Consider the following 25151-nt stretch of genomic DNA (forward strand, 5'->3'; position numbering starts at 1 on the left):
TCCTCGGCGGCACCCTCACCGGCCGCCTCCCCAACGCCATGGCTCCCGTCGCCATCGTGCTGTGGGCGACCGCCTCCGGAGGCAGCATCGCCCTCGGTGGACTGCTCAGCGCCCTGTACGGGCTGGCCTCGTCGCTGGCCCAACCGGTCAAGGGGCGCCTGATGGACCGCCACGGGCAGACCGCCGTACACCTGCCAGCAGCCCTACTCAACGCCATGCTCCTGATTGCTTTGGCGGCGACCGGCCACCACGGCGGACCGGCGCTTACCACCGCGATCGTCGTCGCCGCGGGCCTGACCACGCCACCCCTGGAAGCCGGGCTCCGGGCACTGTGGCCGAACGTGCTGCCCAACCCCCGGATGCGACACGCCGCGCTCGCCCTCGACACCGGCAGCCAGGGCCTGCTGTACATCGTCGGCCCGCTGCTCGTCGCCGCGCTCACCGCCGCGTACGAGCCGTCCTGCGCGCTCGTCGTCACCGCCGCCCTCGGCCTGATCGGTACCGCCGTCGTCGCCCTGGCGCCGCCCTCCCGGCGCTGGCACCCCGCACAGTCCACAAGTACGACCCGGTCGGTCCGCAGGCTGACCAGCCGGGGGTTGCTGCTGCTGTTCGTCGCTCTCGCCGGGGTCGGATTCGCGATCGGAGCCATGAACGTCTGGTCCGTCGCCCTGGCCGAGCAGCACGGACAGAGCATGCTGTCCGGGATCATCCCCGCCGCCTTCTCCACCGGCAGCCTCCTAGTACTCCAGCAGTACTTTGTGGCTTGACCTGGGGAAACGTCGAGCGGTGGGAGTGTAGCGGGCAGGGTTGCGTCACGGACGGATTCTGCCCGCCGGTCCCTCGAAGGAGTGCCCGCGGCGATGAGGGCACTCCGGGGCGGGGAAGCCTCCGGCCGTGATCACCGAACAGGCGGAGACCTGGGACCGCGACCTCGACGACCTCTTCACCACCATCGGGCACCACTTCGGCGGCGTCGAACCCCGCCGCCGAATGCGGGACTACGTCCGCGCCCTGCTCGCCCCGGTAGCCCGCAAAAACAGCTGGCGGCTCGCCGAACACGCCGGCCACCCCACCCCCGACGGCCTGCAACACCTGCTCTCTCGCGCCCGCTGGAACCCCGACGACATCCGCGATGACCTGCAGACCTACATCGCCGAACAACTCGGCCGCCCCGACGGGGTACTGATCATCGATGACACCGGATTCCTGAAGAAGGGCACCACCTCCGCCGGAGTCCAAAGGCAGTACTCCGGCACCGCAGGCCGCACCGAGAACTGCCAGATCGGCGTCTTCGCCGCCTACGCCAGCACGGCCGGCCGCGCCCTGGTGGACCGGGAGCTCTACCTGCCCAAGTCCTGGACCGAGGACCGTGACCGCTGCCACGCCGCCAAGGTCCCCGACGAGCGGGAGTTCGCCACCAAGAACACTATCGCCGCGGCGATCGTCCACAGGGCACTGGCCTCACCGCTGCCGATCGCCTGGGTGACGGCGGACGCCGCCTACGGACAAGACAACCACTTCCGCCGCATGCTGGAAACGTCCGGCGTCGGCTACGTCCTCGCCGTCCCGAAATCCCAGTTCTCCCTCGCCGGCCCGCGCATCGACATGGCCTTCAAACAGGCCCCCGACCAGGCATGGGAACGCCGTTCCTGCGGCGCGGGCGCGAAAGGGCAGCGCGAATACGACTGGGCGGCCGTCCAGTTGCGCCCAGTAGCCGAATACGACCACCAGGACGGAGTGCTGATCCGGCGACGCTGGGCGCTGGCGCGACGCAGCCTCAGCCGGCCGGACGAGATCGCCTACTACCTCGGCTATGCGCCCCTGAATGTCACCGTGGAGGAACTGGTACGGGTGGCCGGGTTCCGGTGGGCGATCGAGGAGTGTTTCCAGGCAGCGAAGAACGAGTGCGGCCTGGACGAGTACGAGGTCCGCCGCTACGTCGGCTGGTACCGGCACATCACCCTGGCCATGCTCGCCCACGCCTTCCTCGCCGCGATGAGCGCGCAAGCAGCCGAAAAGGGGGATCCACCCGTGAGGATGCCGAGGTCATCGGGCTCACTGTGGCAGAAGTGCGGAGACTCCTGGCAACTCACACACCCCGAAACCGCCGTGCCCGCACCCATGCACTGAACTGGTCACTCTGGCGTCGTCGCCGCCAATTGGTGGCCCGCCGCTCCCACTACCGTCGCCGCGGGCACTCCTTCGAGGGACCGGCGGGCAGAATCCGTCCGTGACGCGACCCTGCCCGCTACACTCCCACCGCTCGACGTTTCCCCAGGTCAAGCCACAAAGTACTGCTGGAGTACTAGCCGATGACGGGCGAGCAGGCGACCAGGAAGGGAATCAGCGGCACAGTCACGGCCACGGCGGCCAGCGACCCCCACAGGGCAGGGTGAGGTGTGGCCTGTGGCGTCAGGACACGCCGAAGTCGCAGAAGGGCGCTGGCGCCGCCGGCCGCGAAGGCGCCCTCAGGTGCTTTTCCAGCTGCCATCTCATACATGGCCGTGGCGAGCACCTCCGGTGCGTGGCGGCGCAGAGCACGGTCGTCCGCGATCATCTCCAGAAGGAGAGTCGTCTGCTCCTTGGCGTGCCGGGCCAAAGGAAGCCGACGGAAGACCTTGAAGAATGCCTCTGCGGCGGCCATTGCCACGTGGTGGCGCCCCGCGATGTGGGCGCGCTCATGCTCCAGCACCGCGTCGAGCTGTTGCGCGGACAGCAGGTCCAGCGCCCCTTGACTGACTACCACGCGAGGACAGCGCCCCGGAAGACAATAGGCGGCAGGCAGAGAGTGTTCCACCACCGTGGCGCGCAATCGCTCCGAGCGCCGGCCCACGATGTCCAACACTCGCCGGTGCTTCGAGCGAGCCCCGCGCGCGCGGCCCAACTCGAACGTGAATGCTCCGAGGAGCAATACCAGGAGTCCAAGGGGCGCGGCCAGGCTAAGTCCATCGGTGGAGTCCAGGCTGCTGGAGTCCGTCGTCGAGGCGAGGCCGCAGGAGTGCAGGAGGCCGACGAGTCCCGCGTGAAAATGCTCGTCAGGCGCGACAAGGTGGTAGATGGCCAGTGCGACAGAAAGTGCAAACGACACGGTCAACGCATGCCATGCGGCAACGGCAAGAGCAGGGGCCCGGTGCGGCCACGAACTGCGCACCAGGACCTGGGGGACGAGAAATCCCGTGAGGGCCCCGTAGCCGATGAGCACGACGGCAGGGTTCACGCGTTGGTCCGCCGCCCGGCGGCCCGCAGCGCCTTGCGCAACGCACTGACCTCATCGGTGGACATGTGCTCGACGAAGTGCGCCAGGGCGGCAGGCCGATCCTCGCTGGTCCCCAATGCGTCCTCCATCAGGGCGGCGGAGTACGCCTCGCGGCTGCGGACCGGCGCGTAGGTCCACGCCCGACCCTGCTTCTCGCGAAGCAGCCAACCCTTGCTGTAGAGGATGTTCGCCACCGTCATCACCGTGGTGTATGCGACGTCCCGCTGGAGGTTGATGTCATCGACGATCTCGCGGACCGTCGCGGAACGCTTCCATGTCCACAAGCGGTCCATGATCTCCGCCTCGAGGTCCCCCAGCCGCCGCATACCCGCGCTCCTTCCAACGTAGTACTTAGGAACATAGTAGACGGCGGCGCCATCAGCAGGGCCACATCCGCCGAAGCGGGAACTATCGCCCGCTCAGCCGCTCTCGTGGCACGGGTGTATGTCCCGCAGGGCTCGGGCCCATCCGGGCCATTCACCGCAGTGGCTGGCGTCCGCAGGCCCGCCGGTCGGCCATCGTGCGCCCGTCCCATCCGCAGGGCTTCCCGTCCGCGGCGGACGGCGTATGCCTACTATGGGCCGGTGATCGGTCAGGCGAGGAGCGTACGACCCCAGCTGAGGCTGCGGCTGCCCGTGCTGCTCTTTTTTGCAGTGATCACTGGCTTGCTGGGGATGCATGCCCTGGGGGCGTCAGGCGCGCAGATGCCCGGACATCGGATGGCCGCCGTTACGGCACACACCGTCGCTGCGCCCCCCATGGGCGACTGCCCTGACGGCAGTCACGGGTGTGACGGTCCAGTGCACCACGCTGATGTGACCTGCGCGTCCGGTGCCGTGGGCGACGCCTTGGCACTAGCCGATCCCGGCCTGGCCCTGGCATGCCTGACCTTTGCGTCGCAGGCCGCTGTTCCCTGGTTGTACGGGACAGCCGAGGGCGGGCGCGCGCCACCGACATTGGCCGAATTGCAGCTCCTGAGGATTTAGAGCAAGCCCCACGACGCCGGCTGCGCCCGCAGACCCCGCGTCCAAGACGGCATGCCCTGCTACCTCACTCCCAGGAGTACACCTCATGACCGCACGTCGTTCCCTGATCCGTCGTACCGTCCTTGTCGCAGGTACGGCAGCAGCCGCATTGGCGTTGGCCGCCTGCGGCGGCAGCGGCCACGACATGGGATCCATGGATTCCAGCTCGTCGCCGTCCACGACAGCTCCTACCTCGGCCCCCGCTTCCGCCGATGAGCACAACGCCGCTGACGTCGACTTCGCGAAGCAAATGATCCCGCACCACCGACAGGCGGTGGAAATGGCCGACCTGGCCGCCACCCGCGCCGCCTCCGCCGACGTCAAGGCCCTGGCCACGAAGATCAAGGGCGCGCAGGACCCCGAGATCATGACCATGTCCACATGGCTCACCTCATGGGGTGAGCAGGTCCCCGCGACGATGCAGGGGATGGACATGTCCGCCGGGATGCCCGGAATGATGAGCATGGACGACATGGACAAGCTCAAGAAGGCGTCCGGGCCGGAGTTCGACACCATGTTCCTGCAGATGATGGTCAACCATCACGAGGGCGCGATCACCATGGCCAACGCCGAGAAGGCAAAGGGCCAATACGCTCCGACCAAGGAACTCGCCAGCGCGGTCGTCTCCGCGCAGACGTCCGAGATCACGCAGATGAACAAGCTGATCGGCAAGAGCTGACCGCACGAATCACAGAGCGGGAGCCGGCTCACACAGTCGGCCCCCGCCCCGGTCGAAGACAGCGGTGCGCGGGCAGTACTCACACCCGCTGCGGATATCCGGCACAGGCGCTGCTGGAGCCCAACTCTCGGCGTCGGGGGCGTGTCATCTGCGCTTGGGCAGAGGTGGACTGGGCGCGGTGGATTGCAGCGCCGTCAGGGCCTGCTGGTACTGCTGCTCGCCGATGTCGCCGCGGGCGAACCGCTCGGCAAGCAGTTGTTTCGGTGACAGCGCTGAGGCGGTGTGGTGGCCGGGTCGAAGAGGATGCTGCTCACCGCCGTCACCGCGGCGTCTGCATACGCCACACGCCGCCTAGACCTTATGAGAACTTTAAGTGACTGATCGCTTACACTCAGCGATATGCAGGCTCTTCGGGCACGCGGCTGCCCGTCATGGATCGCGGCGGTACTCGTCGTGGTGCTGACGGGGATGCTGCACGTGCTCGGCTGCGCACACGGGCCGGAGGCCACAGCGCAGGGACGCATGGATTCGCGGCCGGTTGTTTCCGCAGTGTCGGCAGCCGTACCCGTCGTCGGATTCACGTCGGGCCGCGATTCGTCCCCGCGTGAGTCTGGGCATTGCCAGGGAGCGGATGCCCCCGTCGTGACGCAGCAGGGACCGATTGCCCCTGCACAGCCGGGAACACAGGGCTCCGTCCAAAGTGTCGCGGCAGTGCAGCTGGTCCCTGGCGGAACCGGACCGCCGGCGGCTGCCGCATCCAGGCCAGGGGCGGGCGGTCTCGCTCACGGGCAGGTGCGGGCGGCGTTGGGGGTATGGCGGACCTGATCTGGACGGACCGTCCGGCTCAGCGGGTGCGGCAGTATCGCGCCCGTGCGGCCGAGGCGGGCTTCCCCGCGTCCTGATCGACCGTCACGAACACAGCGGCCCAGTCCATCCGAGGGGCCGGCCGCGGGAGAGGTGCGCGATGCGCCCCCTTGGATCGACTTCCCTTGCCTTCTCGCCGGCGCAGCCCTTGATCAGGGCCGCCCTTCCCGTGCTGTCCCCGGCCGGCTTGGTTGGCGACACTCCGCTGCTGTGGGTCGGTGAGCCGTTCACGGCCGCCGACCGCGGGTTCTGGGCCAAGCTGGAGGGCCACAATCCCGGCGGGATCAAAGACCGTACGGCGCTCTACATGGTCCGGGCCGCCCGCGAACGCGGCGAGCTCCTTCCTGGGGCGCGGATCGTGGAGTCCACCTCCGGAACCCTGGGTCTGGGGCTGGCGCTGGCCGGAGTCACCTTCGGCCATCCGGTCACGGTGGTCACCGATCCGGGCATGGAGCCCCTCATGACCGGATTGCTCACCGCCTACGGCGCCGACGTGCAGGTGGTGCAGCGCCCGCATCCGGAGGGTGGTTGGCAGCAGGCCCGCCGGCAGAGGGTGGAGGAACTCCTCACGGTCCATCCGGATTCCTGGTGCCCGGACCAGTACCACAACCCGGACAACGCGGCGGCCTACCAGCCGCTGGCGCACGAGCTGGTCGCCCAACTCGGCCGGATCGACGCCCTGGTGGTGAGCGTGGGCACCGGCGGACACTCGGCCGGTATCGGCTCCGTGCTGCGCGGCCTCTTCCCCGCCCTCCGCGTGGTGGGGGTGGACACCACCGGATCGACGATCTTCGGGCAGCCCGCGGCGCCACGCCTGATGCGCGGGCTTGGCAGCAGCATCTACCCCCGCAACGTCGACTACGGCCTGTTCGACGAGATCCACTGGGTCGCGGCACCCGAAGCGGTCTGGGCTGCTCGCTCGCTGGCCCGCAGCCGGTACGCCACCGGCGGATGGAGCGTGGGCGCAGTCGCCCTGGTCGCCCGCCACCTCGCCAGCACGCTCCCGGCTGAGGCCCGGATCGTCGCGGTCTTCCCCGACGGCCCGCAACGCTACGTCGGTACCGTCTTCGACGACGCCTACTGCCGTGAACACCGTCTGCTGGGACACATCCCCGCAGACGCTCCCGACGAGATCACCCATCCGTCGCAGCACACCGTTACCCGATGGACCCGGTGCACCACGGTCCTCGACCCGCTGGCCGGCATCGGCGTGCTTGGACTGGCGGGGGCCGCCCGATGACATCACTCTGGCGCCAGAGCCGCTCCTTCCCGCCCGTCGTACAACTGCTGATGGCCAACCAGTTCGCCATCAACCTCGCCTTCTACATGCTCATGCCCTACCTGGCCGCGCACCTGGCCGGCGACCTCGGCCTGGCCGCCTGGGCGGTCGGCCTCGTGCTGGGGGTGCGCAACCTGTCCCAGCAGGGCATGTTCCTCATCGGCGGCACCATCGCCGACCGCTACGGGTACAAAGCCCCGATCCTGGCCGGCTGTCTTCTGCGTACCGCAGGGTTCGCACTGTTGGGGTGGGTCGACGCGCTCCCCGCATTGATCCTCGCGTCGGCGGCCACCGGCTTCGCCGGAGCGCTGTTCAATCCGGCCGTACGCGCTTACCTGGCCGCCGAAGCAGGGGACCGGCGGGTGGACGCCTTCGCCACGTTCAACGTGTACTACCAGGCCGGGATGCTGATGGGCCCGCTGGTCGGGCTGGGACTTCTTGTCGCGGACTTCCGTCTGGTGTGCACTGTCGCAGCAGGAATCTTCGCGGCCCTGACCGTGCTGCAGTGGCGGGCACTGCCCGACCGCGGCGGCCGGTACCCGGCCGGTGAACAGCGCACCGGGGTGCTGACCCAGTGGCGGCAGGTAGCTACCAACCGGCCGTTCCTGCTCTTCTCGGTCGCGATGATCGGCTCCTACGTACTCGCCTTCCAGGTCTACCTCGCGCTCCCCCTGGCCGCAGGTCAAGCCCTTGGGCCAGTTGGAACCGAGGCGACCAGCGGCTTGTTCGTACTTTCGGCGTTGGTCGCCGTCGCCGGCCAACTGCGACTGACCAGATGGGCCAAGGCCCGCTGGACTTCCTCCCAAGCACTGGTCCGTGGCCTGTCCACCATGGGAACAGCCTTTCTGCCCCTGGCCTTGGCCTCCGCTTCCGGCGGATCCGGCCGGGTTACAACGCTGGGAATGCTGGCCGCCCTGGCCTCGGCCGTCATCCTGTTGGCCGCAGGAAGCGCCGTGGTCTACCCGTTCGAGATGGACACGATCGTCTCCCTGTCAGGCGACCGACTGGTCGCCACGCACTACGGCCTGTACAACACCATCTCCGGCCTCGGCATTACCCTCGGCAACCTCGCCACCGGCTCGCTGTGGGACCTCGCCCAACAGCACCATGCCCTATGGCTGGTCTGGCTCGCCCTGACCGCCACCGGCCTGGCCTGCGCCGGAGCCGTCCTCACGCTCTCCCACACCGGACGACTCGCCGCACTTACGCCCCAACCCGTGTAGCGCTGCGAATGGGTGGCGCAGCCTCGCAGCTGATCGAGAAACCCGTTCCTGAATATGCTCGATACGTGGACCTTGGGCTCCGGCGCGCAAGACGACTGACGCTTTGCGCCGACTGACGAAAACTTCGACGCATTTCGAACTTCCGGACAGTCCCGCACCCTGGCCCGCGGCCGACCGTCACCCCGCGGCATCGCCCTGACCTGATGCGCCTATGCTGCTTAGGAGCTTTGGGACGGGGTTGGTGCCGCCCGCGTGGCACGGTGATGCTGGAGGGCGTTCTGAACGGCGAGGTGCGTGGTCGGTGGCAGGTCGCTGGGCGTCTGCGGCAGCGGGTGGGCCTGGTGTTGTCGGGGGTGGCGGCGCTGCTGGCGCTGGGGGTGGGGTGGGCGCCTGCCGCTTCGGCGCATGCGTCGCTGCTTTTCACAACGCCCACGGTGGGCAGCAGTGTCGCGGAGTCTCCGACGTCCCTGATGTTGATCTTTGATCAGCGGGTTACGCCGTCGGGCCGTGCGGTACGGGTGGCCGGGTCGGACGGGGCGGAACAGCAGGTCGATTCCGCGGTCCTCGGTAGCGGTGGGAGCGTGATGACCGCTGCGGTGCGGGGTGCGCTTCGGTCCGGGGTGTACACGGTGACCTGGCAGGTCATTGCCCAGGATGGCGACGCGGTGACTGGGAGCTATCAGTTCGCGGTCGGGCCCTCTGCCCAAGGCGCGCTTTCCCAGGGTGGTCTGGGATCTGCGGCCACGTCCGGCCAGGTCGTGACGACGGCGTTGCGGTGGATCCTGTTCGCCGCGCTGGCGATGGTCATCGGAGAGGCGGTCGCGGTCCGGTGGGGGCGTCGCCATCGGCCCGACGCGGGTCGGCTGCCCCGCCAGTGGACACTGCCTGCGGTTTTGGCCGGGCTTGTGGCTGCCCTGGGCTTGGTGGCGGTCATCGTCGGGGACGGCAGCGTGCTCTCGGCAGTGACGGATCCGGCGTTGGGCCAGCTGGACAGTCGGCCCGGGGTCCTGGCGCTGGTCGAGGCGGGGGTGTTCGCCGCAGCCGGGGTGGTCGGGTGGCGTTTGCCGCGCTGGGTGTGGGTGCCGGTTTCGGGCGTGGTGGTCGCCGAGGGGTTGCGGGCGCATCCGCAGGCGTTTCTCGCGGGTTGGGGCGCGCTGACGACCGTGGCGCATCTGGGTGCGGCGATGGTGTGGGTGGGCGGTTTGGTGTACGTCGTGCGGTGTGCGGTGCGGTGGCGATCGGCACCGGCTGCGAGCTGGGCGGTGCTGGGTTCGTACGCGCGGCTGGCGGCCTGGCTGTTCGCCGTAGTGGTGGCCACCGGGGTGGTGTCGGCGCTGGTGGTCGTTCCGCTGTCGGCGGTGACGTCGACCGGGTACGGGCGTTGGCTGCTGGTGAAACTCGGCTTGGTGGTGGCGGTATCAGGGTGCGCGCTGGCAGCGCGGTGGCGTCTGCGGAGGCGGCAGAACTCGGTGCCGGTGCGCCTGCTGCGAGCCGAGGCCGGGGTGCTGGTGGCGGTGTTGGGCGTGACCGCGGTCCTGGGCGCGTCGGCGCCGCCCCGGCAGGGCGGGGGCGCGTTGCGGGTAGCGCCGCCAGCGACCGGGCCGGTGGTTCAAGTCGGTGCGCGTACGGGGGAGATCGGCGTGAGCGTGACGGCGAGCGACGGCCAGGTGGTGCTGCAGCTGACCGCTCCGGGTTCCGACGCACCGGGGGCCGACGCCGGGTACCGGCTCTCGGCGGCCCTGGCCGATCCGGCCGGTGCCACACGCACCCTGCGGGTGCGCGGGTGTGGAGTGGGGTGTTTCGTGGCGCCGATTGCCTGGGAGAAGGGCGCAAGCCACCTGACGGTGCGGGTGGCGGCGGACGGCTGGCAGGGGGGTACGGCGTCGGTGGCGGTGCCCTGGCCGGCCCATCCCGATCCCGGCGCGCTGGAACGCGTCGCGAGCGTCCTGCGCGGCACCGGGGCGTTCACCGTCTACGAGCGGGTCACCAGCGACACCACTCGCGGCCTGGGCACTCCTCACTCCCTCACGCCGACAGGACAGCGGTTCCTGACCAGCGAGCCCTACAGCGGCGGCCGCGCGGCCAACGTGAACACCGTGCCCGGCCCGGACGGGACCACCACTCTGCTCCTCGGTTACCCGGCCGAGAAGACCCAGATCGAACTCATTGTGGACGCCGACGGTCGCCCTCAGCGCGAGACGCTGACCGCTCCCAACCATCTGGTGACCCGTACTTTCATCTATCCGGAGAGCGACGAGAAGTCATGACGCGCCCGCGTATCCGCACGCTGGTAGTCCTGCTGGTGGCCGCCGCGGCGGCGGTGCTCGGGGTGTTCGCGCTCCAGGGCCTGCGGACCGCCGAGGCAGGCAGCACGACAGTGAGCCAGACCCGCACGGTCCTTCCGGCGGCCGAGCGCCCTGCGGCGCCCGTCCTGGACGGCACCACTTTGACCGGGGAGCACCTGTCCACGGCGGACTGGCGCGGCAGTGTCATCGTGGTCAACTTCTGGGGCTCATGGTGCACTCCGTGCCGCAAGGAGGCCCCGGGGCTGCGCCGCGTGGCCGACGAGACCTCCCGGCAGGGGGTGCGGTTCGTCGGTGTGGACGTCCGTGACACCCCCGTCGCGGGACTGGGTTTCGAGCACGATTTCGGGATCACCTATCCCAGCTTCAACGACCCCGCCACGAAGCTGTCGCTGCGGTTCGGTTCGCTCGCCCCGCAGGCCACGCCGTCCACCTACGTTTTTGACCGGAAGGGCCGGATCGCGGCGGTGTTCTTCGGCGCCACCACCTATGACGAGCTGTACTCCGCCGTGGAGTTGGTCGTCGAGAAGGGCTGACCGGGCGGTACGGCGGGCGCGCCCGGTCCGGTGCTACAGCGGCAGTTGGAAGCCGGTGATCCAGCCCCGCATGTCACTGATGAGCCACGCCCACACGCCGGTGATCTGGGCCAGGCCGACCAGGATGAGCAGCGCCCCGCCGACGCGCATCACCGCGCGGGCGTTGCGGCAGGCGAACCCGAAGGCCCGCAGCGCGCGGCGGAAGGCCAGGGAAGCCAGCAGGAACGGGATGCCGAGTCCGAGGCTGTAGACGAAGGCGAGCAGCGCGCCGCGTCCGGCGCTGCCGGTGGTGACCGACAGACTGAGCACGGCGGCGAGCGTGGGGCCGATGCACGGTGTCCAGCCGAGCCCGAACATCACACCCAGCAACGGCGCCCCGGCCAGGCCCAGACGCGGACGGTACGTCAGTTTGAAGGTCTTCCCCGCGAGGGGCAGGTGCTCGAACGCGCCGAGGAACATCAATCCTAGGAGCACTGTCAGGGCGCCGAGGATCTGGGCCAGGCCACGCTGATGGGCCAGCAGCAACGTGCCGACGGCGCCCAGTGCGGCGCCGTAGCTGGCGAACAACGCGGAGAAGCCCAGCACGAACAGCAGCGTCCCGGTCACCATCCGGCCCCGGCCGGTCCGCTCCGCCCCCGCTCCCGGGTACGTGCCCTCGGCCGTGGACGCGGCGTGCACGTCGTCGGCGGACATGCCGGTCGCGTACGACAGATAGCCGGGCACCAGAGGCAGGCAGCAGGGCGAGAAGAACGACACCGCACCGGCGGCGAGCGCCAGTGGCGCCGCCAGGAGGAGCGGCCCGCTCGCGACGAGTTCGGAAATGCCCTGACTCATGCACAGCCTCCAGGTCGGATCGATGGGTGAATGGTGAATGCCGCGCGGACGGCCGGTCGCCTTGCCGCACCCCGAGCCACCTCCTAATCTACTTAGGTGGATGTACGTGTTGGGCGGCGGGGTCCACTGCCACCGCGCAGCGCCCATTGCGCGCCTGCGGCGGGAGATGGGTCCGGGCCGTGCCAGTTGGCCGAGTGGTGCAGGAGATCGATGACGGTGGCGGGTGGGCCTACCTTCCCGACGCCGCAAGGAGGAAGCGTGCCGACCGAGGTGTCCCATCCGCTGTTCGCGCGGATCTATCCGAGAATCAACGCCTTCACCGAGGCCCATGGCGCGGTCGAGCACCGCCAGGAGCTGCTCGTCGGCATCCGGGGCCGGGTGCTGGAGATCGGCGCCGGGACCGGTGCGAACTTCTGGCACTACCCGCCTGAGGTGGAGCACGTCGTCGCGGTCGAGCCCGAACCCCGGCTGCGCGCGCAGGCCGAACGGGCCGCCGCCGAGGCTTCCGTGCCCATCGAGGTCCGCGCCGGCCTGGCCGAGGACCTGCCGGCCCCCGACAGCTCGGTGGACGTGGTCGTGGCCTCGCTGGTGCTGTGCACGGTCGGCGACGTCCCCCGGGTGCTCGCCGAGGCCGCGCGGGTGCTGCGCCCGGCCGGGGAACTGCGGTTCTACGAGCACGTCAAGGCCGACCGGACCCGCCGGGCACGGCTGCAGAGGATGCTGGACCCGCTGTGGACCCGGGTGGGAGGCGGCTGCCATCTCACCCGCGACACCGAACGCGCCATCACCGACGCCGGATTCGCCGTAGCGCATGTGCGGCGCTTCGACTTCCTCGTCAACGGCCGCACCGCGCCGTCCTCACCCACCATCATCGGCGTCGCACACAAGCGGCTGCCAGACACCCGGTGAGCCGCATCGCGGAGCGCCCCCTGCTCTCGACGCGGTGGGAGTCGCGCGACCGTCACCGCTACCTCACGATCCCGGCCGTGAGCGGAATGGCGATCGCGGCGGCGCTGGCCGTCTTCGGGCTGCCGCCCCTGGACCTGCACGGCCCCCTCCACTTCCTGGGGGTGATGGATCCCGCCTGCGGGATGACCCGCGGTGTACGTCTGGTCCTGCGCGGGGATCTCGTCGCCGCGTTCCGCTACAACCCGGCCAGCCCGCTGGTGGTGGCCGTCATGTCCCTCGCCGTGCTGCGGGCCGCCTACGGCCGGCTCACCGGGCGGTGGCTGACAGTGCGGCTGCGCTGGAGCCCGGGACTGCTGACGGCGCTCGCGATCGCGGTGATCGCCCTGGAGGTGAATCAGCAGCTGCACGCGAGTCTGCTGCTGGCCCGGCATTGACTGCCGCGATGACCGCACGGGCAGTCATCGCGGCAGGGCGGTCATCGGCCGCCGCAGACCGGCTACTCGCCGTTCGGGAAGTCGTATGAGGACGGCACCTTCACCGAAGCGTTGGCGGCCCCGTAGACGAGGGTGATCTCCCGGTGCGCGGTCAGCTCGATCGACGCGGGGTCACCGGCCACCTTCTTGCCGTCCACATACGCCGTCAGCTCCTTGCCCGCACCGGCCTTCAGACCGCCGACCTGCTGCGCGTCCAAGTGCACCGCCCACTCATTGAACAGCTGGCCGAGAATGTAGCGGCGGTGTGCTGGCGCCTCGATGTGCAGCACCCCGGACGCGTCGTGGGTGTGCAGCTCCGACATCGCCTGCGCGGCCTGGTCGATCCCCAGATTCGCCGGGACCGGAACCGGCTTGCCGTCGACGATCACGTCCAGGTGGGCGTGGAAGTGGTTCACAGTGCCTTCCATGGCCGACACCTTCATCCCCGCCGCCTTCGCGCCCGCCGAAGCATCCGCCGGAGCCGCCCATGGCGGCAGCGCCGTCGCACTCCCGAACGCCACCGGAGCCGGCAGCGGCCCGCTCGCCTTTCCGCCGCTCCCGCCGGAGCCGCCGTTCGCCACCACGGCCCAAGCCACGCCTCCGATCAGGGCGGCACCGATCACGCCCACGGTGGATATGAACGCCACCCGGCGCCGCCGCTCCTTGCGAGCCTCGACGGCACGCGCGGCAGCCACCCGCTCCCGGGCACTCTGCTTCGCGGACTTCCCGCCGCTGCCGGCTTTGGGCCTCGGGTTCTTGCCGGCCATGGCACCTCTCCTCGTCCGTGGTGTTCCGGATCTTCGCTACGCCGATCTTACTAAGGATATTAGGCGAGTGGCGAGGGGTGGCTACCTTTCGCTCATTGGGCGGTCCCACATCGGGCCGGTCCGCCCCGCAGCATGTCAACGCGCCTCGATGGGGCGCGGCGGCCAGGGGCTGAAGTGCGGCGGCCACGCCGTCCTTCCGCCTTCCCCCCTTCCGTCATCCGCAGGCGAAGCGCCGAGCGGATAGACCTCGCGCAACACTCCCCAGTGGCCTAAGTTACTTAGTACATATGGAAACCTTATTTGCACGGCCGGGCCTTCGCGCCGGCCGCGAGGGAGGAGTCCAGATGTCTCAGCTGCTCTACGCCTTGCCGCTGCTGGCCTGCCCCGTCGGCATGGGCGCAATGATGTGGTTCATGATGCGCGGCGGGAAGAAGCCCGCGTCAGAACAGCCCAGTGACCAGGCTGCCACTTTGACCCGGCTCCAGGCAGAGATCGACCAACTGCGTGCCACCCAGCGCGATGCCGACGCCCAGGAGGCGCGGCCATCAGAGCCCAAGCACCTCTGACCGGGGCGCGACCCGCGCGGGAACGAGCCCGCGGACATGACCTTCCCGCGGCGGCTTGTCGCCGTGCGGCCCGGCGTGCGCTCGCGCTCGTCATCACCTCGGGCTCGCCCTGGCGGCGTGTACCAGCGCCAGCCGGTCCAGGCGGAATCCGGCGGGCGGCCGCCCGCTACGGCCGCCGCCCACCGTTCCCCTATGCCGTCGCTTGGGCGCCCCTGGGGCAGCAGTCGTCGTGCCCCGGAGCGGAGGGCGAATCGTTCGGCGTCCGGGCGCCGGAGTCCTGCGTGCAGCAGTCGCAGCACTCCCCGCCATCGCAGCAGTCCGCGCCCGGAAGGCAGCACGGGCAGGGGGCCGCGTCGCAGCAGGTACACGCCTGGTCCCGGACACTGACGGCCATGCCCGCCATCGGCATGCCCGGCATGCTAACTGTGGGTGCGGAAGCGGTGGGCGACGACGAGGTTGTTGTCGTTGCGGCCGCCCCGGGCATGGTGGCGGCATGCGCCTGGCCCAGACCGAGGAAGCCTGCGGCAGCAGCCACAGCCGTCGCGGCGACCACGCCACCGCGGGCGATCAATGCAGAGTTCATGCGGGAGATCCTTCCCTGTCCGCACGTCGCGACAGACGTCACGGAGTGCTCTTTCGCGATCACCCTAAGTGTCTCCTTAGGAGATTAGGGAATGCCGCGCGATGATCGCCCAGACGTGTGAACGCCGTCCGGGGAGCGCCTTCGGGCCCGCCGGCTCCTAGACGGCTTAGGATGGGTGCGGGCGTTCACGCGATACGGGAGGTGCCATGCCGCATTTCGGCGATCTGGAGGCCGCGATCATGGACGCGGTCTGGAGCACCGGCGAACCGGTCTGCGTGCGCGACGTCCTCGAACGGCTCGACCGCGAGCCCGAACCCGCCTACACCACGGTCCAGACGGTGATGGACATCCTCTACCGCAAGGGCTGGATGACCCGCGTCAAGCGCGGCAGGGTCAACGTCTACGAGGCCGCCGCCAGTCGCGAGGATTACGTGGCCGGGCTGATGAACGAAGCACTGGCGGTCGCCGACGACCGCGCGGCGATGCTGGTGAAGTTCGTCGAAGGCATGGAACCCGGCGAGAGTGCGGCGCTGCGCGAGCTGCTCAACGCCGCCAAGACCCAGGGGTCCGCACGGTGAGCGCGGCGCTCATCCTTCTCGCATACGCCGCGTTGCTCGCCTTCGCGGCCCCCAGGCTGCTCGCCCGCGGCGGCTGGACCGCACGCGCTCCCCGGCTGGGCATCATCGCCTGGCAGGCGGCAGCCGTCTCCCTGCTGGTGTCCGCCGTCTTGGCCGGGCTCGCCCTGGTCGTACCCACGGTGCAAGTCAGCGCGGACCTCGCGAATCTGTTCCGCGCCTGCGTGATGGCGCTGCGCGATCAGTACGCCACCCCCGGCGGGGCTGCCGCAGCCGCGGTTGGAGCCGTGCTGGCGCTGGCCGTCCTTGCCCGCGCGGCCTGGTGCGTGGCCGCCTCCCTGGCCGGGGCGCTACGTAGCCGCGCCCGCCACCACGGTGTGCTGACCATGGTCGGCACCCCCTCCGTCCACCTGGGCGCGGTGGTTGTCGACTCCGACGAACCCGCCGTGTACTGCCTGCCCGGCCGGCGCCGCCGGATCGTGGTCACCACCGCCGCCCTGCGACTGCTCGACGACCAGCAGCTCGCGGCGGCCCTCGCCCATGAGCGCGCCCACCTTGACCAGCGGCACGACCTGGTGCTCGCCTGGTCCGGTGGCCTGGCCCGTGCCTTCCCGCGCATTCGGCTCTTCACCCGCGCCCACGCCGAGACCCTCCGGCTCGTAGAGCTGCTCGCCGACGACGTCGCGGCCCGCAGCGCCGACCGCATCACGCTGGCCGAAGCACTGCTCAACCTGGCCGGGGCCCGCACACCCGCCGCCGCGCTCGGCGCGGGAGGCAGCACTGCCGCCGAACGCGTACGACGTCTGATCGTCCCGCACCACCCGCTCGGACGCCTGCGCACCGCGCTCACCTTCACTGGCGTCGCCGCCCTGCTGGCCCTCCCCATCATCGGCCTGGCCACACCGATCGCCACCGCCGCTCACCTGCACTACTGCCCCCCGAGCGCCGTGAGCGCGGCAGCCGCCACGCGCTGACCGGGCATACCCCCGAACGCGCCTGACCTGTCCCCTCGTTGCCTTTTCCGCAGGCGAGTTGCACAAGCCTCCCCCCGAGCCACATCGGTAGATGACCGTCGCGGACTCGCATGTGCGGTCCCGCCAGCATTCTTCTCCTATACTCCTTAGGTGATTGGTATTAGAGTGACGTTCTGACGTCGCCGATTCCGGAGCCTGGAGAGCACATGCAAGGACTGCTGTTCGGCACGACGCTGCTCGCGTCGTTCCTCGGCGGCATCGTGGCGTTGCTGGCACCGTGCTGCGTGTCGGTGATGCTGCCCGCCTATCTGGCCACCGGGTTCCACCGCAGACGCGGCATCCTCGCCGCCACACTGATCTTCGCCGCCGGAGTGGCCACCGTCATCATCCCGATCGGGCTCGGCGCCACCGCCATCACCGCGCTGGTCTCCGGGCACCACTTCGCGGTCTTCTCCATCGGCGGCCTGGCCATGGCCGCCGGCGGCATCGCCGTACTGGCCGGCTGGAAGCCGCGCCTGCCCATGCCGACGGGTGGCACGCCGGGCACCGGAACGGGCATCGGATCCGTCTACGGGCTCGGGCTCTTCTCCGGCGCGGCCAGCTCCTGCTGCGCCCCAGTGCTCGCCGGCGTCGCCGTCCTGTCCGGGGCAACCGCCTCCTTCCCTGCCGCCCTCGTGGTCTCCGCGACCTACGTGGCTGGGATGGTCGCCCCTCTGGCGGCGCTCGCTCTGGTGTGGGACCGCCGCGACTGGGGCTCCTCCCGCCTGCTGCAGGGCCGCGAAATCACCCTCACCCTCGGGCCGCTCAAGCGCCGCATATCTCCGGGCACGCTGGCCTCCGGGCTGCTGCTGATCGGCATGGGCGCGCTCACCGTCGTCATCGCCTTCACCGGGCCCGGCATGGGAGACGGCGGGTGGCGCCTGCGCCTGGCCGCCGACCTCCAGCACTGGGCAGCGCAGGCGACCGGGTGGCTGTCATGGCTCCCGGGCTGGGCCTTCGCGCTCCTGCTCGCCTCGGCCGCCGTCCTCCTCGTCCGACAGGCCCGCCGGCACCGCAGCGAAGCCCCGCCGCCCCATGACAAGACCGCGCCCGCAGGTTCCGCCACGCCGTCCGACGCGGAGCACCCCGCCTGCTGCGCGACCCCCGTCCCCACACTTGAGACCACCGGGATCACCGCCGATGACTAACACCCGCCACCCGTCCAAAGCCGCCGCCCGCACGGCCAAAGCGGCCGCCACCCAAGCCGAAGCGCAGCGCGCGGAAAACCGCCGCCGCCTCACCTTCTGGACCGTCGGCATCGTGCTCGCCGCCGTGCTCACCGGCGCGCTGTACGCGGTCTTCACCCGCTCCACGTCCGCCTCCGGAGGGCCGGGCGGGTACGAGATCGGCAAGCCCGGCCCGGGCACGGCCGCCCCCGCCTTCACCCTCGACGCCAGCACCGGCAAGAAGATCAGCCTCGCCGACTACCAGGGCAAGACCGTCCTGCTGTACTTCCAGGAGGGCCTGACCTGCCAGCCGTGCTGGGACCAGATGAAAGACCTGGAGAAGCAGGCAGCCAAGGTCAAGGCCGCCGGCATCGACCAGGTGCTGTCCATCACCACCGACCCCGCCGACCTGATCACCCGCAAGACCCGCGACATGAAGCTGTCCACGCCGGTGCTCGCCGACCCGGACCTGGCCGTGTCCAAGACCTTCGACGCCAACTCCTACGGGATGATGGGCAGTTCCCGCGACGGCCACACCTTCGTCCTGGTTGGACCTGACGGAACCATCAAGTGGCGCGGCGACTACGGCGGTGCCCCGAAGTACACGATGTACGTCGCCCCCGACAAACTACTGGCCGACCTTCAGGGGAAGGCGAAATAGTCATGCCCGACGCCACCGCCCGCACCGCCGTACAGGTGACCCTGCTCACCCAGGCCGACTGCGCCCTGTGCGACCACGCCAAACAGGTCCTCGCCCGCATCGGCGCCGACCACCTTCTGCACATCACCGAGATCGGCCTCGCCACCGACGAGGGCCGCCGACTCGCCCTCGACATGGGCGTGCTGTTCGCCCCCGGCATCCTCCTCGACGGCAAACCCTTCGCCCACGGACGCCTGTCCGAACGCAAACTCCGCCGCACCCTCACCACCCGCTAAGGAGACGAAAACCATGCAGCAAATCCTCTACATCCTCCCCGCCCTGATGTGCCCGCTCGGCATGGGCGTCATGATGTGGTTCCTGATGCGCCCCAGCAACAAACAACAGGCCGGCCACGGCACCAGCGCCGTACAGGAACGCGAACTCGCCGCACTGCGCGCCGAGATAGACGCGCTGCGCGCCGCGCAGCAGGCTCCCATCGGCGACCCGACGGACACTCCGGTCTCGTTCGGCAAGCCTGCAGGCGCGTCCCGATGACCAGCTGGCTGCTCCCCATCGGAGCGACCGCATTGGCGGCCGTGGTCACCTACTGGTGCTGCGTGCGCCCCATGCGCAAAGACCATCACGGCACCGCACCGCTGGCCGCCCGCGGCTGCTGCCCGCCCTCGCAAGCGGCAGAAGACCTCGGCGAACAGATCAAGCAGACCACGGCAGAGCGCGACCGGCTCCGCGCCGAGTCCCCGTCCCAGGGGGAGCCGGGTCAACGCTCAACCACAGAAGGGACTGGCGCGGTTGGGCGCTGAGATCCTGGCCAACGACCCGCAGCGGCGCGGGTTGCACGGACGCCTTGCGGTGACTTCCCGCGCGTTATCCCCTCGTAGGTGCCGGGACGTCAGCGACGGCCAGCGCCAGGGCGCGCTGCGGGTAGCCGCGGATGTCGGTGACCGGTCCACCCGAGAGACGGAAGACCTGGAAGATCTGGTTCGGGCGCTCGCCGTCGGGGCCGCGTTCGGGTCCCGCCAGGTCAAAGCCCAGCACCACCGCCTCGTCACGCACGATGGTCTCGGTGATCCGGGAGCGCACCCCTTCGGCGCTCAGTCGGCCATACCAAACCAGCACATCGGAGCACGAGTGGCAGGTCTGAGGGGTGTCCTCCTTGCCGCCCCACCGAACGCCCGGATCCAACAGCGTTCCCAGCTGCGCCAGGTCCCCGGCTTCGAACGCCTCCTGCAGCCGGGCGGCGATGGTTTGTGCGGTCTCGCCCATCTGTCGGTCTTCTCTCTTCGCTGAATAGAGGGATGCGCCCAGGCCAGGTGGTCGCGAGCGGCGATGTACGCCGCTTCCCGCGCTATCCGCGATGGGGCGAATCCGCCGGCATGGCGAGGATTTCACCGCACAGGGTGACGCAGTCGGGGCATACACAAAGAAAAAAGACACTCCCACGGGTGGCTGTACCGAGGACGACAGTGGCCGTCGGAACAAGGACTCCTGCAATACCGGCGCCAGCTTCACCAACCCGGGCATCGTCTATCTACCCAGGCACACCCAAGCCGGCGAATGTGTTCCCCGAGACCTTCGACGCCGGAGTGGTGTTCCGCTTCCTCGACCGCCTCGCGGGCCACTTAACCCACAAGCTCCATGTCGTCCCATACGGCCACTCCGCGCACGACCGGATCCAACTGCGCTACCTGCCGTCGTATCTCACCGGAATTGAACCCCGACGAACTGGTCAACGCCGACCTCAAACGCAGCCTGCCCATACCCAGCCAGGCCCGCGACCAGGCCCAATGCCCGGCCGAAACCCGCAGGTTCTTCCACCGCTGCCAACACCAGCCACACATAATCCGCGGATACTTCGGCGGTCCCTACATCCGCTACACCCTCGAATAGAACCAATTGAGTTTCGGATCCATATTGGTGGACCGGCCTGTGCTTCACCGCCCGCCCCGACGTTCTGGTCCGTAGGGACTCCACCCCTTCAGGTATGACTTGAGCTCCTCTGGCGTTGGCTCCCCAGGAGCCGGCATCTCTGGAAGCCGGGTCAAGGGGTCGATCGACCTGGCGAATTCACGTGCCCACTTCAACCAGCGTCTGGCCGATTCCGGAGCTAGCTCGTCCACGCCGCTGCCCGGTTCGGCAAGACGGCGTTCCAGAGCATCGCAGTACGCACCGAGGACGGCGGCCTCCTGCCAGCGTCTTGCCTCTTCGCGCAGTACCTCAGCGAGTTGATCGCGAACGGCCCGACTCCTCGCCTCTTCCATGGCCGCCCGCCAGCGGATCTCGCGCTCCGCCCCAGCCCGCTCTTCGCACTCTCTGCGCTGAGCGGCCTCCAGCGCTCGCGCCTCGATCTCCCCAAGGATCACCCCCAAGGCGTCCTCAAGCACCCTGCTCTTGCGATCTCGCCAGCGCCCCGGCCGACCGGACCGGCCATGGTCAAGCTCGACGACAAGCCGCGCGGAGCGCTCTGGATTCGTCGACTGCGGAAACTCCTGCCTCACGGCGACGGCGCACGCGAAGCCGTCGACCACCACGTCCATTCCGCCCTCGCGCTGTGAACGGTACGACTGGCTCTGCCTGACCTCGTACCCTCGCCGCACCGCCTCGGCAGCCAGCGACTGCAGCATCAGGAGTGACCGGCGACGAAGCACATCGCGAATGACCAGTTGTCCGTCATCGTCCTTGAGTGCGGCCACAGCCGGATGGAGAGAACTCAGTCGTGTGGGGACCGGCACCACCGAAGCATCGGCCTTCGGCCGCTGACTCCGCGAGTTGGGGTGAGGGCCCTCGGCGAGCCGCATCACCAGCCCGTGTGCGCCGAAGCGCGCCTTCTCGATGCGTCTGCCCTGCGGTTCCAGGCCATGCCGCTTGGCGTAATCGACTACTCGCCGCCACTCCGCAACCTCGTCGTCATCGGGATCGGCGAGACAGACACGCCCCTCTGCGACTAGACGCTCGATCAACTCCAGTGCCTTCGCGCGTCGAGCGCGCGCGATGGGCCGCTCACCATACGGCGCCGGAATACGCTTTCGACTGGTCACTTCGCGCCATGCTCCGTCGTTCGTCGACGCCAAGGGTCCGACGGACCCTACCTGAACACCGTCGTCCGTAGACGCCGGATCGCCGTGATGACGACCATGCCGCCGTTAGAACGGCTGGCCTCATTGACCTCCGCGCGGGCATGGCCACACTCTTGCTGACCGGCAGCCTCGATCTCTGCGCAGAGCCGTAAGAATGGCCACCACCCCTGGGATCCCCCTGGGACTTTTCTGGGACTTCCGGCCGCATCAACGGGCATGACCGCGAAACAGCCGAAAGACCATCTTCGCTGTTCAGCGCCCCGCCGCCGACTATCCCGGCAGGTCACGGACCCGCCCGGTCCCTTCCGCGACATCTGATCAGCCGGAACCAGCGGCTCTGCGCTCAGCGTGACCCGCCTTCGGGCCCCTAAACACTCGCCACCTCAACAGGGCTCGATCTGCCCAACAGGAAGCCTGCCGCCCCATCAGAACGAGCGTCGGGCGAGCACTACGAGCGTCATTTCAGCGTCAAGCTATCGTCCGTAACGCCCACACCACACATAATGCGCACGTGCAAAGACGCAGTTCAGGAGCCCCTTGTGACCGGCTCAAGGATGGCCACGCGCTCCACAAGGTGCGTCATCGGTAAGTGGTCGAGATGCCCCATGGCACCCCGATGAGGCGATGTGGCGGCGAGCCAGCACGCGCCCAAGAGCTGCACCCGCAAGCCATACAGATAGAGCGTCGACTTCCCAACGATGCGGCTGGGCATGCCGAGCGCCGGAAGGGCCCCGCAGCCCCCAAGAGAACAAAAGCCGTCAGCGGACCAAAATCCGGACCATACGCGGACCAACATCCCTCAGCTCAAACCCACTGCGGCCGCTATAGCGGTCAGGAAGGGCGCGATCCGAGTACCACCAGTAGACGAAGAACTTGCATTTGCGCATCCCCCAACGCGCCAGGGCCAGGGCAAACCGAATGCAGCTGACAGACAGGCGAGGAGTCTGCCTTGGGCAGTCGCGCTCGGTACACGGAGGGCCGGACCAAAACCGGAGGCGCAGCGAAAATCAACTGTGCCCGACTGCAGCACCCACTCGGACCGGACTCACGGCTTCAACGCTCCGTAGTCAGCACCAAACCAGCACGGGAGAGGTGATCAGGGGTGCTGACAGGGGATTTTAGTCAGCACCGAACCAGCACGGGAGCCAGCACCGCACGTCGAAGTGTGCCAAAAGCCGCATCCCCGCAGCGGGGCGTATGGCGCCACCGGAGGGCGCCGGCCTGGCTTCCGATGCCGCGCATAACTGCCGCGCGGACACCCGACCCCGAAAGTGTGGTGTCCCACCACATGTGCGCCTGACCAGTGGCTTCCTACGGTGTGGCGACATCGAATCGTCCCCGTCCCCGCTCGGAAGTGGTGACCATGGCTGCCTCGGCATCCGCTCCACCCGCACCTTCGTCCCTCAAGCGCATCGTCGCCGCGAGCCTGATCGGCACCACCATCGAGTGGTACGACTTCTTCCTCTACGGCTCCGCCGCCGCCCTGGTGTTCAACAAGCTGTTCTTCCCGGGCTCCGATCCGCTGGTCGGCACGTTGCTGTCGTTCCTGACCTACGCGATCGGCTTCGCCGCCCGGCCGGTCGGCGCCCTGGTGTTCGGGCACTTCGGTGACCGGCTCGGGCGTAAGAAGCTGCTGGTCATCAGCCTGTTGATGATGGGCGGCGCGACGTTCTGCATCGGTCTGCTGCCGACCCACGCCACGGTCGGCTCGGCCGCGCCGGTGCTGCTGACCGTGCTGCGGCTGGTGCAGGGCTTCGCGCTCGGGGGTGAGTGGGGCGGGGCCGTGCTGCTGGTGTCGGAGCACGGGGACGCCAAGCGCCGCGGGTTCTGGGCGTCGTGGCCGCAGACCGGGGCGCCCGCCGGGCAGTTGCTGGCGACGGGGGTGCTCTCCGCGCTGACCGCGCTCATGTCGGACTCGGCGTTCCTCGCCTGGGGCTGGCGGATACCGTTCCTGCTCTCCGGTCTGCTGGTGATGGTGGGCCTGTGGGTGCGGCTGTCGGTCGACGAGTCGCCGGTCTTCAAGGCGGCGCTGGCCAAGGCCGCGGCGCGGACGTCCGAGGATCCCGTCGAACGCATGCCGCTGGTGGCCGTGTTCCGGGACCACTGGCGCGATGTGCTGGTCGCGATGGGCGCCCGGATGGCCGAGAACATCAGCTACTACGTCATCACCGCGTTCGTCCTGGTCTACGCGACCACCCACGCGGGGCTCGGCAAACAGACCGCGCTCAACGCCGTACTCATCGGCTCCGCCGTGCACTTCGCGGTGATCCCGGCCTGGGGCGCGCTGTCCGACCGGATCGGCCGCAAACCCGTGTACCTGCTGGGCGCGGCCGGGGTGGGGCTGTGGGCGTTCCCGTTCTTCATGCTCATCGACCGCGAGAACTTCGGCTCGCTGGTGCTCGCGATCACCGTCGGACTGATCTTCCACGGCGCGATGTACGCGCCGCAGGCGGCCTTCTTCTCGGAGATGTTCTCGACCCGCATGCGGTACTCCGGAGCCTCGATCGGCGCCCAGTTCGCCTCGGTCGCGGCCGGCGCGCCCGCACCGCTCATCGCGACCGCGCTGCTGAAGGACTACGGGACGTCCACCCCGATCTCCCTGTACGTGGTCCTCGCCGCCGTCATCACCCTGGTCGCCGTCGCGGTCGCCAAGGAGACCCGTGGCCGGGACCTCACCGCGGTGGAACCGGAACGGGCCGCGGACCCGGCGCCCGCGGCCACCGCCGCGACCGCGCCGCGCTGACCGCGGAAGGATCAGCCGGTCCGCGCCCAGGAGGGTGGTCGCGGACCGGCGGCGGTTCAGCCCGTGCCGCCCAGCCGGTGCAGGCGCAGGGCCAGTTGGAGTTCGAGGGCGCGTTCCGGTTGCTGCCAGTCGGGGCCGAGCAGCTGGGCGACGCGCTCCAGGCGCTGGGCGACGGTGTTGACGTGGACGTGCAGCGCGTCCTTGGTGCGGGCCGGGCTCATCCCGCTCGCGAAGTACGCGTCGAGGGTACGGACGAGGTCGGTGCCGCGCCGGGTGTCGTAGTCGGTGACCGCGCCGATGGTCCGCCGGACGAAGCCCCCGACATCGCGGGAGTCGGCCAGCAGCAGGCCCAGGAAGCCGAAGTCCTCGGCCGCGGCACCCTCTCCGCCCCGGCCGAGCACCCGCAGCGCGTCGACGCAGCGCTGCGCCTCGGCGTATCCCGCGGCGACCGCCTCGGGGTGCGCGGCCGGGGCGGGGACGCGGGTGGACGCGCCCACGGTGACTTCGGCGTGGACGGCCGCGCCCAGTTGCGCGGCCAGCCGGCGGGCGGTCGTCGACGCGTCGACGCCGTCCTCCAGGGGCAGCAGCAGTACGGTGCCGCCGTCCCGGGCGGCGGCCAGGC

The 25151-nt window shown here is 69.6% G+C and carries 26 protein-coding genes; 19 read left to right on the top strand and 7 right to left on the bottom strand.

Annotated features, from left to right (window positions below):
• Nucleotides 1-767: MFS transporter (locus O3W51_RS42470; RefSeq protein WP_269289122.1), on the top strand; the 767-nt coding region annotated here is incomplete at its 5' end.
• A gap of 130 nt (nucleotides 768-897) precedes the next feature.
• Nucleotides 898-2130: an IS701 family transposase gene (locus tag O3W51_RS42475; RefSeq protein ID WP_443048397.1), complete on the top strand. Its 1233-nt coding sequence runs from the start codon at nucleotides 898-900 to the stop codon at nucleotides 2128-2130.
• Nucleotides 2131-2305: 175 nt separating this feature from the next.
• On the opposite strand, the gene O3W51_RS42480 is transcribed toward O3W51_RS42475, so the two are convergent.
• Together O3W51_RS42480 and O3W51_RS42485 are read right to left on the bottom strand one after the other, a co-directional pair.
• Entirely contained in the window at nucleotides 2306-3217 is a 912-nt protein-coding gene (locus O3W51_RS42480) for a M56 family metallopeptidase (RefSeq protein WP_198357411.1), read from the bottom strand.
• Complete coding sequence (locus tag O3W51_RS42485) at nucleotides 3214-3582, bottom strand: BlaI/MecI/CopY family transcriptional regulator (protein WP_198357412.1); 369 nt, start codon at nucleotides 3580-3582, stop codon at nucleotides 3214-3216. Before O3W51_RS42485 ends, O3W51_RS42480 begins: the two co-directional genes overlap by 4 nt.
• Nucleotides 3583-3909: 327 nt before the next feature.
• On the opposite strand from O3W51_RS42485, the gene O3W51_RS42490 reads away from it, so the two are divergent.
• The 6 genes from O3W51_RS42490 (at nucleotide 3910) to O3W51_RS42515 (ending at nucleotide 11165) form a co-directional block, all read left to right on the top strand.
• Nucleotides 3910-4242: a DUF6153 family protein gene (locus O3W51_RS42490; RefSeq protein ID WP_269289139.1), complete on the top strand. Its 333-nt coding sequence runs from the start codon at nucleotides 3910-3912 to the stop codon at nucleotides 4240-4242.
• A gap of 85 nt (nucleotides 4243-4327) precedes the next feature.
• Nucleotides 4328-4960: a DUF305 domain-containing protein gene (locus O3W51_RS42495; protein ID WP_198357413.1), complete on the top strand. Its 633-nt coding sequence runs from the start codon at nucleotides 4328-4330 to the stop codon at nucleotides 4958-4960.
• 964 nt (nucleotides 4961-5924) lie between these two features.
• On the top strand, nucleotides 5925-7064 hold the full coding sequence (locus tag O3W51_RS42500; RefSeq protein ID WP_198357414.1) for a PLP-dependent cysteine synthase family protein: 1140 nt from the start codon (nucleotides 5925-5927) through the stop codon (nucleotides 7062-7064).
• Nucleotides 7061-8326 carry an MFS transporter gene (locus O3W51_RS42505; protein WP_198357415.1) on the top strand — a complete coding sequence of 422 codons (1266 nt, stop codon included), beginning with the start codon at nucleotides 7061-7063 and terminating at the stop codon, nucleotides 8324-8326. Before O3W51_RS42500 ends, O3W51_RS42505 begins: the two co-directional genes overlap by 4 nt.
• A 263-nt stretch (nucleotides 8327-8589) precedes the next feature.
• Nucleotides 8590-10593: a copper resistance CopC/CopD family protein gene (locus O3W51_RS42510; RefSeq protein ID WP_269289128.1), complete on the top strand. Its 2004-nt coding sequence runs from the start codon at nucleotides 8590-8592 to the stop codon at nucleotides 10591-10593.
• A complete protein-coding gene (locus O3W51_RS42515; protein WP_198357416.1) occupies nucleotides 10590-11165 on the top strand; it encodes a TlpA family protein disulfide reductase in 576 nt (191 codons plus the stop codon). The genes O3W51_RS42510 and O3W51_RS42515 overlap by 4 nt, the downstream gene beginning before the upstream one ends.
• Before the next feature lie 33 nt (nucleotides 11166-11198).
• Here the strand turns inward: O3W51_RS42515 and O3W51_RS42520 are convergent, their stop codons facing one another.
• Nucleotides 11199-11999, bottom strand: a complete 801-nt coding sequence (locus O3W51_RS42520; protein ID WP_198357417.1) for a cytochrome c biogenesis CcdA family protein — start codon at nucleotides 11997-11999, stop codon at nucleotides 11199-11201.
• A 258-nt stretch (nucleotides 12000-12257) separates the two neighbouring features.
• Between O3W51_RS42520 and O3W51_RS42525 the strand changes: the two genes are divergently transcribed.
• Together O3W51_RS42525 and O3W51_RS42530 are read left to right on the top strand one after the other, a co-directional pair.
• Nucleotides 12258-12908, top strand: a complete 651-nt coding sequence (locus tag O3W51_RS42525) for a class I SAM-dependent methyltransferase (RefSeq protein WP_269289131.1) — start codon at nucleotides 12258-12260, stop codon at nucleotides 12906-12908.
• Between the two features lie 86 nt (nucleotides 12909-12994).
• The gene (locus tag O3W51_RS42530; protein ID WP_198357482.1) at nucleotides 12995-13342 is read left to right on the top strand and encodes a DUF2752 domain-containing protein; all 348 of its coding nucleotides are present in this window, start codon (nucleotides 12995-12997) and stop codon (nucleotides 13340-13342) included.
• 62 nt (nucleotides 13343-13404) lie between these two features.
• On the opposite strand, the gene O3W51_RS42535 is transcribed toward O3W51_RS42530, so the two are convergent.
• A complete protein-coding gene (locus O3W51_RS42535; RefSeq protein WP_198357419.1) occupies nucleotides 13405-14148 on the bottom strand; it encodes a hypothetical protein in 744 nt (247 codons plus the stop codon).
• A 344-nt stretch (nucleotides 14149-14492) separates the two neighbouring features.
• Here O3W51_RS42535 and O3W51_RS42540 point away from each other — a divergent pair, with 344 nt between their 5' ends.
• The 7 genes from O3W51_RS42540 to O3W51_RS42570 all read left to right on the top strand — a co-directional run bounded on the left by O3W51_RS42540 (nucleotide 14493) and on the right by O3W51_RS42570 (nucleotide 19246).
• Nucleotides 14493-14714: a hypothetical protein gene (locus O3W51_RS42540; protein WP_198357420.1), complete on the top strand. Its 222-nt coding sequence runs from the start codon at nucleotides 14493-14495 to the stop codon at nucleotides 14712-14714.
• Nucleotides 14715-15503: 789 nt separating this feature from the next.
• Nucleotides 15504-15875 (top strand): BlaI/MecI/CopY family transcriptional regulator, encoded by a 372-nt coding sequence (locus tag O3W51_RS42545; RefSeq protein ID WP_198357421.1) that lies wholly within the window; start codon nucleotides 15504-15506, stop codon nucleotides 15873-15875.
• Nucleotides 15872-16846, top strand: a complete 975-nt coding sequence (locus O3W51_RS42550) for a M56 family metallopeptidase (RefSeq protein ID WP_198357422.1) — start codon at nucleotides 15872-15874, stop codon at nucleotides 16844-16846. The genes O3W51_RS42545 and O3W51_RS42550 overlap by 4 nt, the downstream gene beginning before the upstream one ends.
• Nucleotides 16847-17052: 206 nt before the next feature.
• Nucleotides 17053-18033, top strand: coding sequence for a cytochrome c biogenesis CcdA family protein (locus tag O3W51_RS42555; RefSeq protein WP_198357423.1), 981 nt, complete (start codon nucleotides 17053-17055; stop codon nucleotides 18031-18033).
• Nucleotides 18026-18712 (top strand): peroxiredoxin family protein, encoded by a 687-nt coding sequence (locus O3W51_RS42560; RefSeq protein ID WP_198357424.1) that lies wholly within the window; start codon nucleotides 18026-18028, stop codon nucleotides 18710-18712. The genes O3W51_RS42555 and O3W51_RS42560 overlap by 8 nt, the downstream gene beginning before the upstream one ends.
• A 2-nt stretch (nucleotides 18713-18714) precedes the next feature.
• The gene (locus tag O3W51_RS42565; RefSeq protein ID WP_198357425.1) at nucleotides 18715-18987 is read left to right on the top strand and encodes a glutaredoxin family protein; all 273 of its coding nucleotides are present in this window, start codon (nucleotides 18715-18717) and stop codon (nucleotides 18985-18987) included.
• Nucleotides 18988-19000: 13 nt separating this feature from the next.
• The gene (locus O3W51_RS42570) at nucleotides 19001-19246 is read left to right on the top strand and encodes a hypothetical protein (RefSeq protein WP_198357426.1); all 246 of its coding nucleotides are present in this window, start codon (nucleotides 19001-19003) and stop codon (nucleotides 19244-19246) included.
• Nucleotides 19247-19576: 330 nt separating this feature from the next.
• On the opposite strand, the gene O3W51_RS42575 is transcribed toward O3W51_RS42570, so the two are convergent.
• A complete protein-coding gene (locus O3W51_RS42575) occupies nucleotides 19577-19975 on the bottom strand; it encodes a nuclear transport factor 2 family protein (protein WP_198357427.1) in 399 nt (132 codons plus the stop codon).
• Between the two features lie 444 nt (nucleotides 19976-20419).
• On the opposite strand from O3W51_RS42575, the gene O3W51_RS48635 reads away from it, so the two are divergent.
• Nucleotides 20420-20599 carry a hypothetical protein gene (locus tag O3W51_RS48635; RefSeq protein WP_331284143.1) on the top strand — a complete coding sequence of 60 codons (180 nt, stop codon included), beginning with the start codon at nucleotides 20420-20422 and terminating at the stop codon, nucleotides 20597-20599.
• Between the two features lie 44 nt (nucleotides 20600-20643).
• Here O3W51_RS48635 and O3W51_RS42585 read toward each other — a convergent pair whose 3' ends face one another.
• Nucleotides 20644-21747, bottom strand: a complete 1104-nt coding sequence (locus tag O3W51_RS42585; protein ID WP_269289135.1) for a hypothetical protein — start codon at nucleotides 21745-21747, stop codon at nucleotides 20644-20646.
• 1402 nt (nucleotides 21748-23149) lie between these two features.
• On the opposite strand from O3W51_RS42585, the gene O3W51_RS42590 reads away from it, so the two are divergent.
• Complete coding sequence (locus tag O3W51_RS42590) at nucleotides 23150-24529, top strand: MFS transporter (RefSeq protein WP_138356009.1); 1380 nt, start codon at nucleotides 23150-23152, stop codon at nucleotides 24527-24529.
• Nucleotides 24530-24585: 56 nt separating this feature from the next.
• Here the strand turns inward: O3W51_RS42590 and O3W51_RS42595 are convergent.
• Nucleotides 24586-25151, bottom strand: a 566-nt coding sequence (locus O3W51_RS42595; RefSeq protein ID WP_269289137.1) for a PucR family transcriptional regulator, incomplete at its 5' end; no start/stop codon positions are given.

This window comes from Streptomyces sp. H39-C1 (genome assembly GCF_027158125.1).
Lineage (GTDB): Bacteria > Actinomycetota > Actinomycetes > Streptomycetales > Streptomycetaceae > Actinacidiphila > Actinacidiphila fildesensis.

Excerpts from the sequence above, each read along its gene's own strand:
- O3W51_RS42505 (WP_198357415.1), top strand. The coding sequence starts at position 7,061 with ATGACATCACTCTGGCGCCAGAGCCGCTCCTTCCCGCCCGTCGTACAA.
- O3W51_RS42485 (WP_198357412.1), bottom strand. The coding sequence starts at position 3,582 with ATGCGGCGGCTGGGGGACCTCGAGGCGGAGATCATGGACCGCTTGTGG.
- O3W51_RS42500 (WP_198357414.1), top strand. The coding sequence starts at position 5,925 with ATGCGCCCCCTTGGATCGACTTCCCTTGCCTTCTCGCCGGCGCAGCCC.
- O3W51_RS42590 (WP_138356009.1), top strand. The coding sequence starts at position 23,150 with ATGGCTGCCTCGGCATCCGCTCCACCCGCACCTTCGTCCCTCAAGCGC.
- O3W51_RS42560 (WP_198357424.1), top strand. The coding sequence starts at position 18,026 with ATGACTAACACCCGCCACCCGTCCAAAGCCGCCGCCCGCACGGCCAAA.
- O3W51_RS42575 (WP_198357427.1), bottom strand. The coding sequence starts at position 19,975 with ATGGGCGAGACCGCACAAACCATCGCCGCCCGGCTGCAGGAGGCGTTC.
- O3W51_RS42515 (WP_198357416.1), top strand. The coding sequence starts at position 10,590 with ATGACGCGCCCGCGTATCCGCACGCTGGTAGTCCTGCTGGTGGCCGCC.
- O3W51_RS42495 (WP_198357413.1), top strand. The coding sequence starts at position 4,328 with ATGACCGCACGTCGTTCCCTGATCCGTCGTACCGTCCTTGTCGCAGGT.
- O3W51_RS42570 (WP_198357426.1), top strand. The coding sequence starts at position 19,001 with ATGCAGCAAATCCTCTACATCCTCCCCGCCCTGATGTGCCCGCTCGGC.
- O3W51_RS42545 (WP_198357421.1), top strand. The coding sequence starts at position 15,504 with ATGCCGCATTTCGGCGATCTGGAGGCCGCGATCATGGACGCGGTCTGG.
- O3W51_RS42535 (WP_198357419.1), bottom strand. The coding sequence starts at position 14,148 with ATGGCCGGCAAGAACCCGAGGCCCAAAGCCGGCAGCGGCGGGAAGTCC.
- O3W51_RS42530 (WP_198357482.1), top strand. The coding sequence starts at position 12,995 with ATGGCGATCGCGGCGGCGCTGGCCGTCTTCGGGCTGCCGCCCCTGGAC.
- O3W51_RS42510 (WP_269289128.1), top strand. The coding sequence starts at position 8,590 with ATGCTGGAGGGCGTTCTGAACGGCGAGGTGCGTGGTCGGTGGCAGGTC.
- O3W51_RS42555 (WP_198357423.1), top strand. The coding sequence starts at position 17,053 with ATGCAAGGACTGCTGTTCGGCACGACGCTGCTCGCGTCGTTCCTCGGC.
- O3W51_RS42540 (WP_198357420.1), top strand. The coding sequence starts at position 14,493 with ATGTCTCAGCTGCTCTACGCCTTGCCGCTGCTGGCCTGCCCCGTCGGC.
- O3W51_RS42520 (WP_198357417.1), bottom strand. The coding sequence starts at position 11,999 with ATGAGTCAGGGCATTTCCGAACTCGTCGCGAGCGGGCCGCTCCTCCTG.
- O3W51_RS42565 (WP_198357425.1), top strand. The coding sequence starts at position 18,715 with ATGCCCGACGCCACCGCCCGCACCGCCGTACAGGTGACCCTGCTCACC.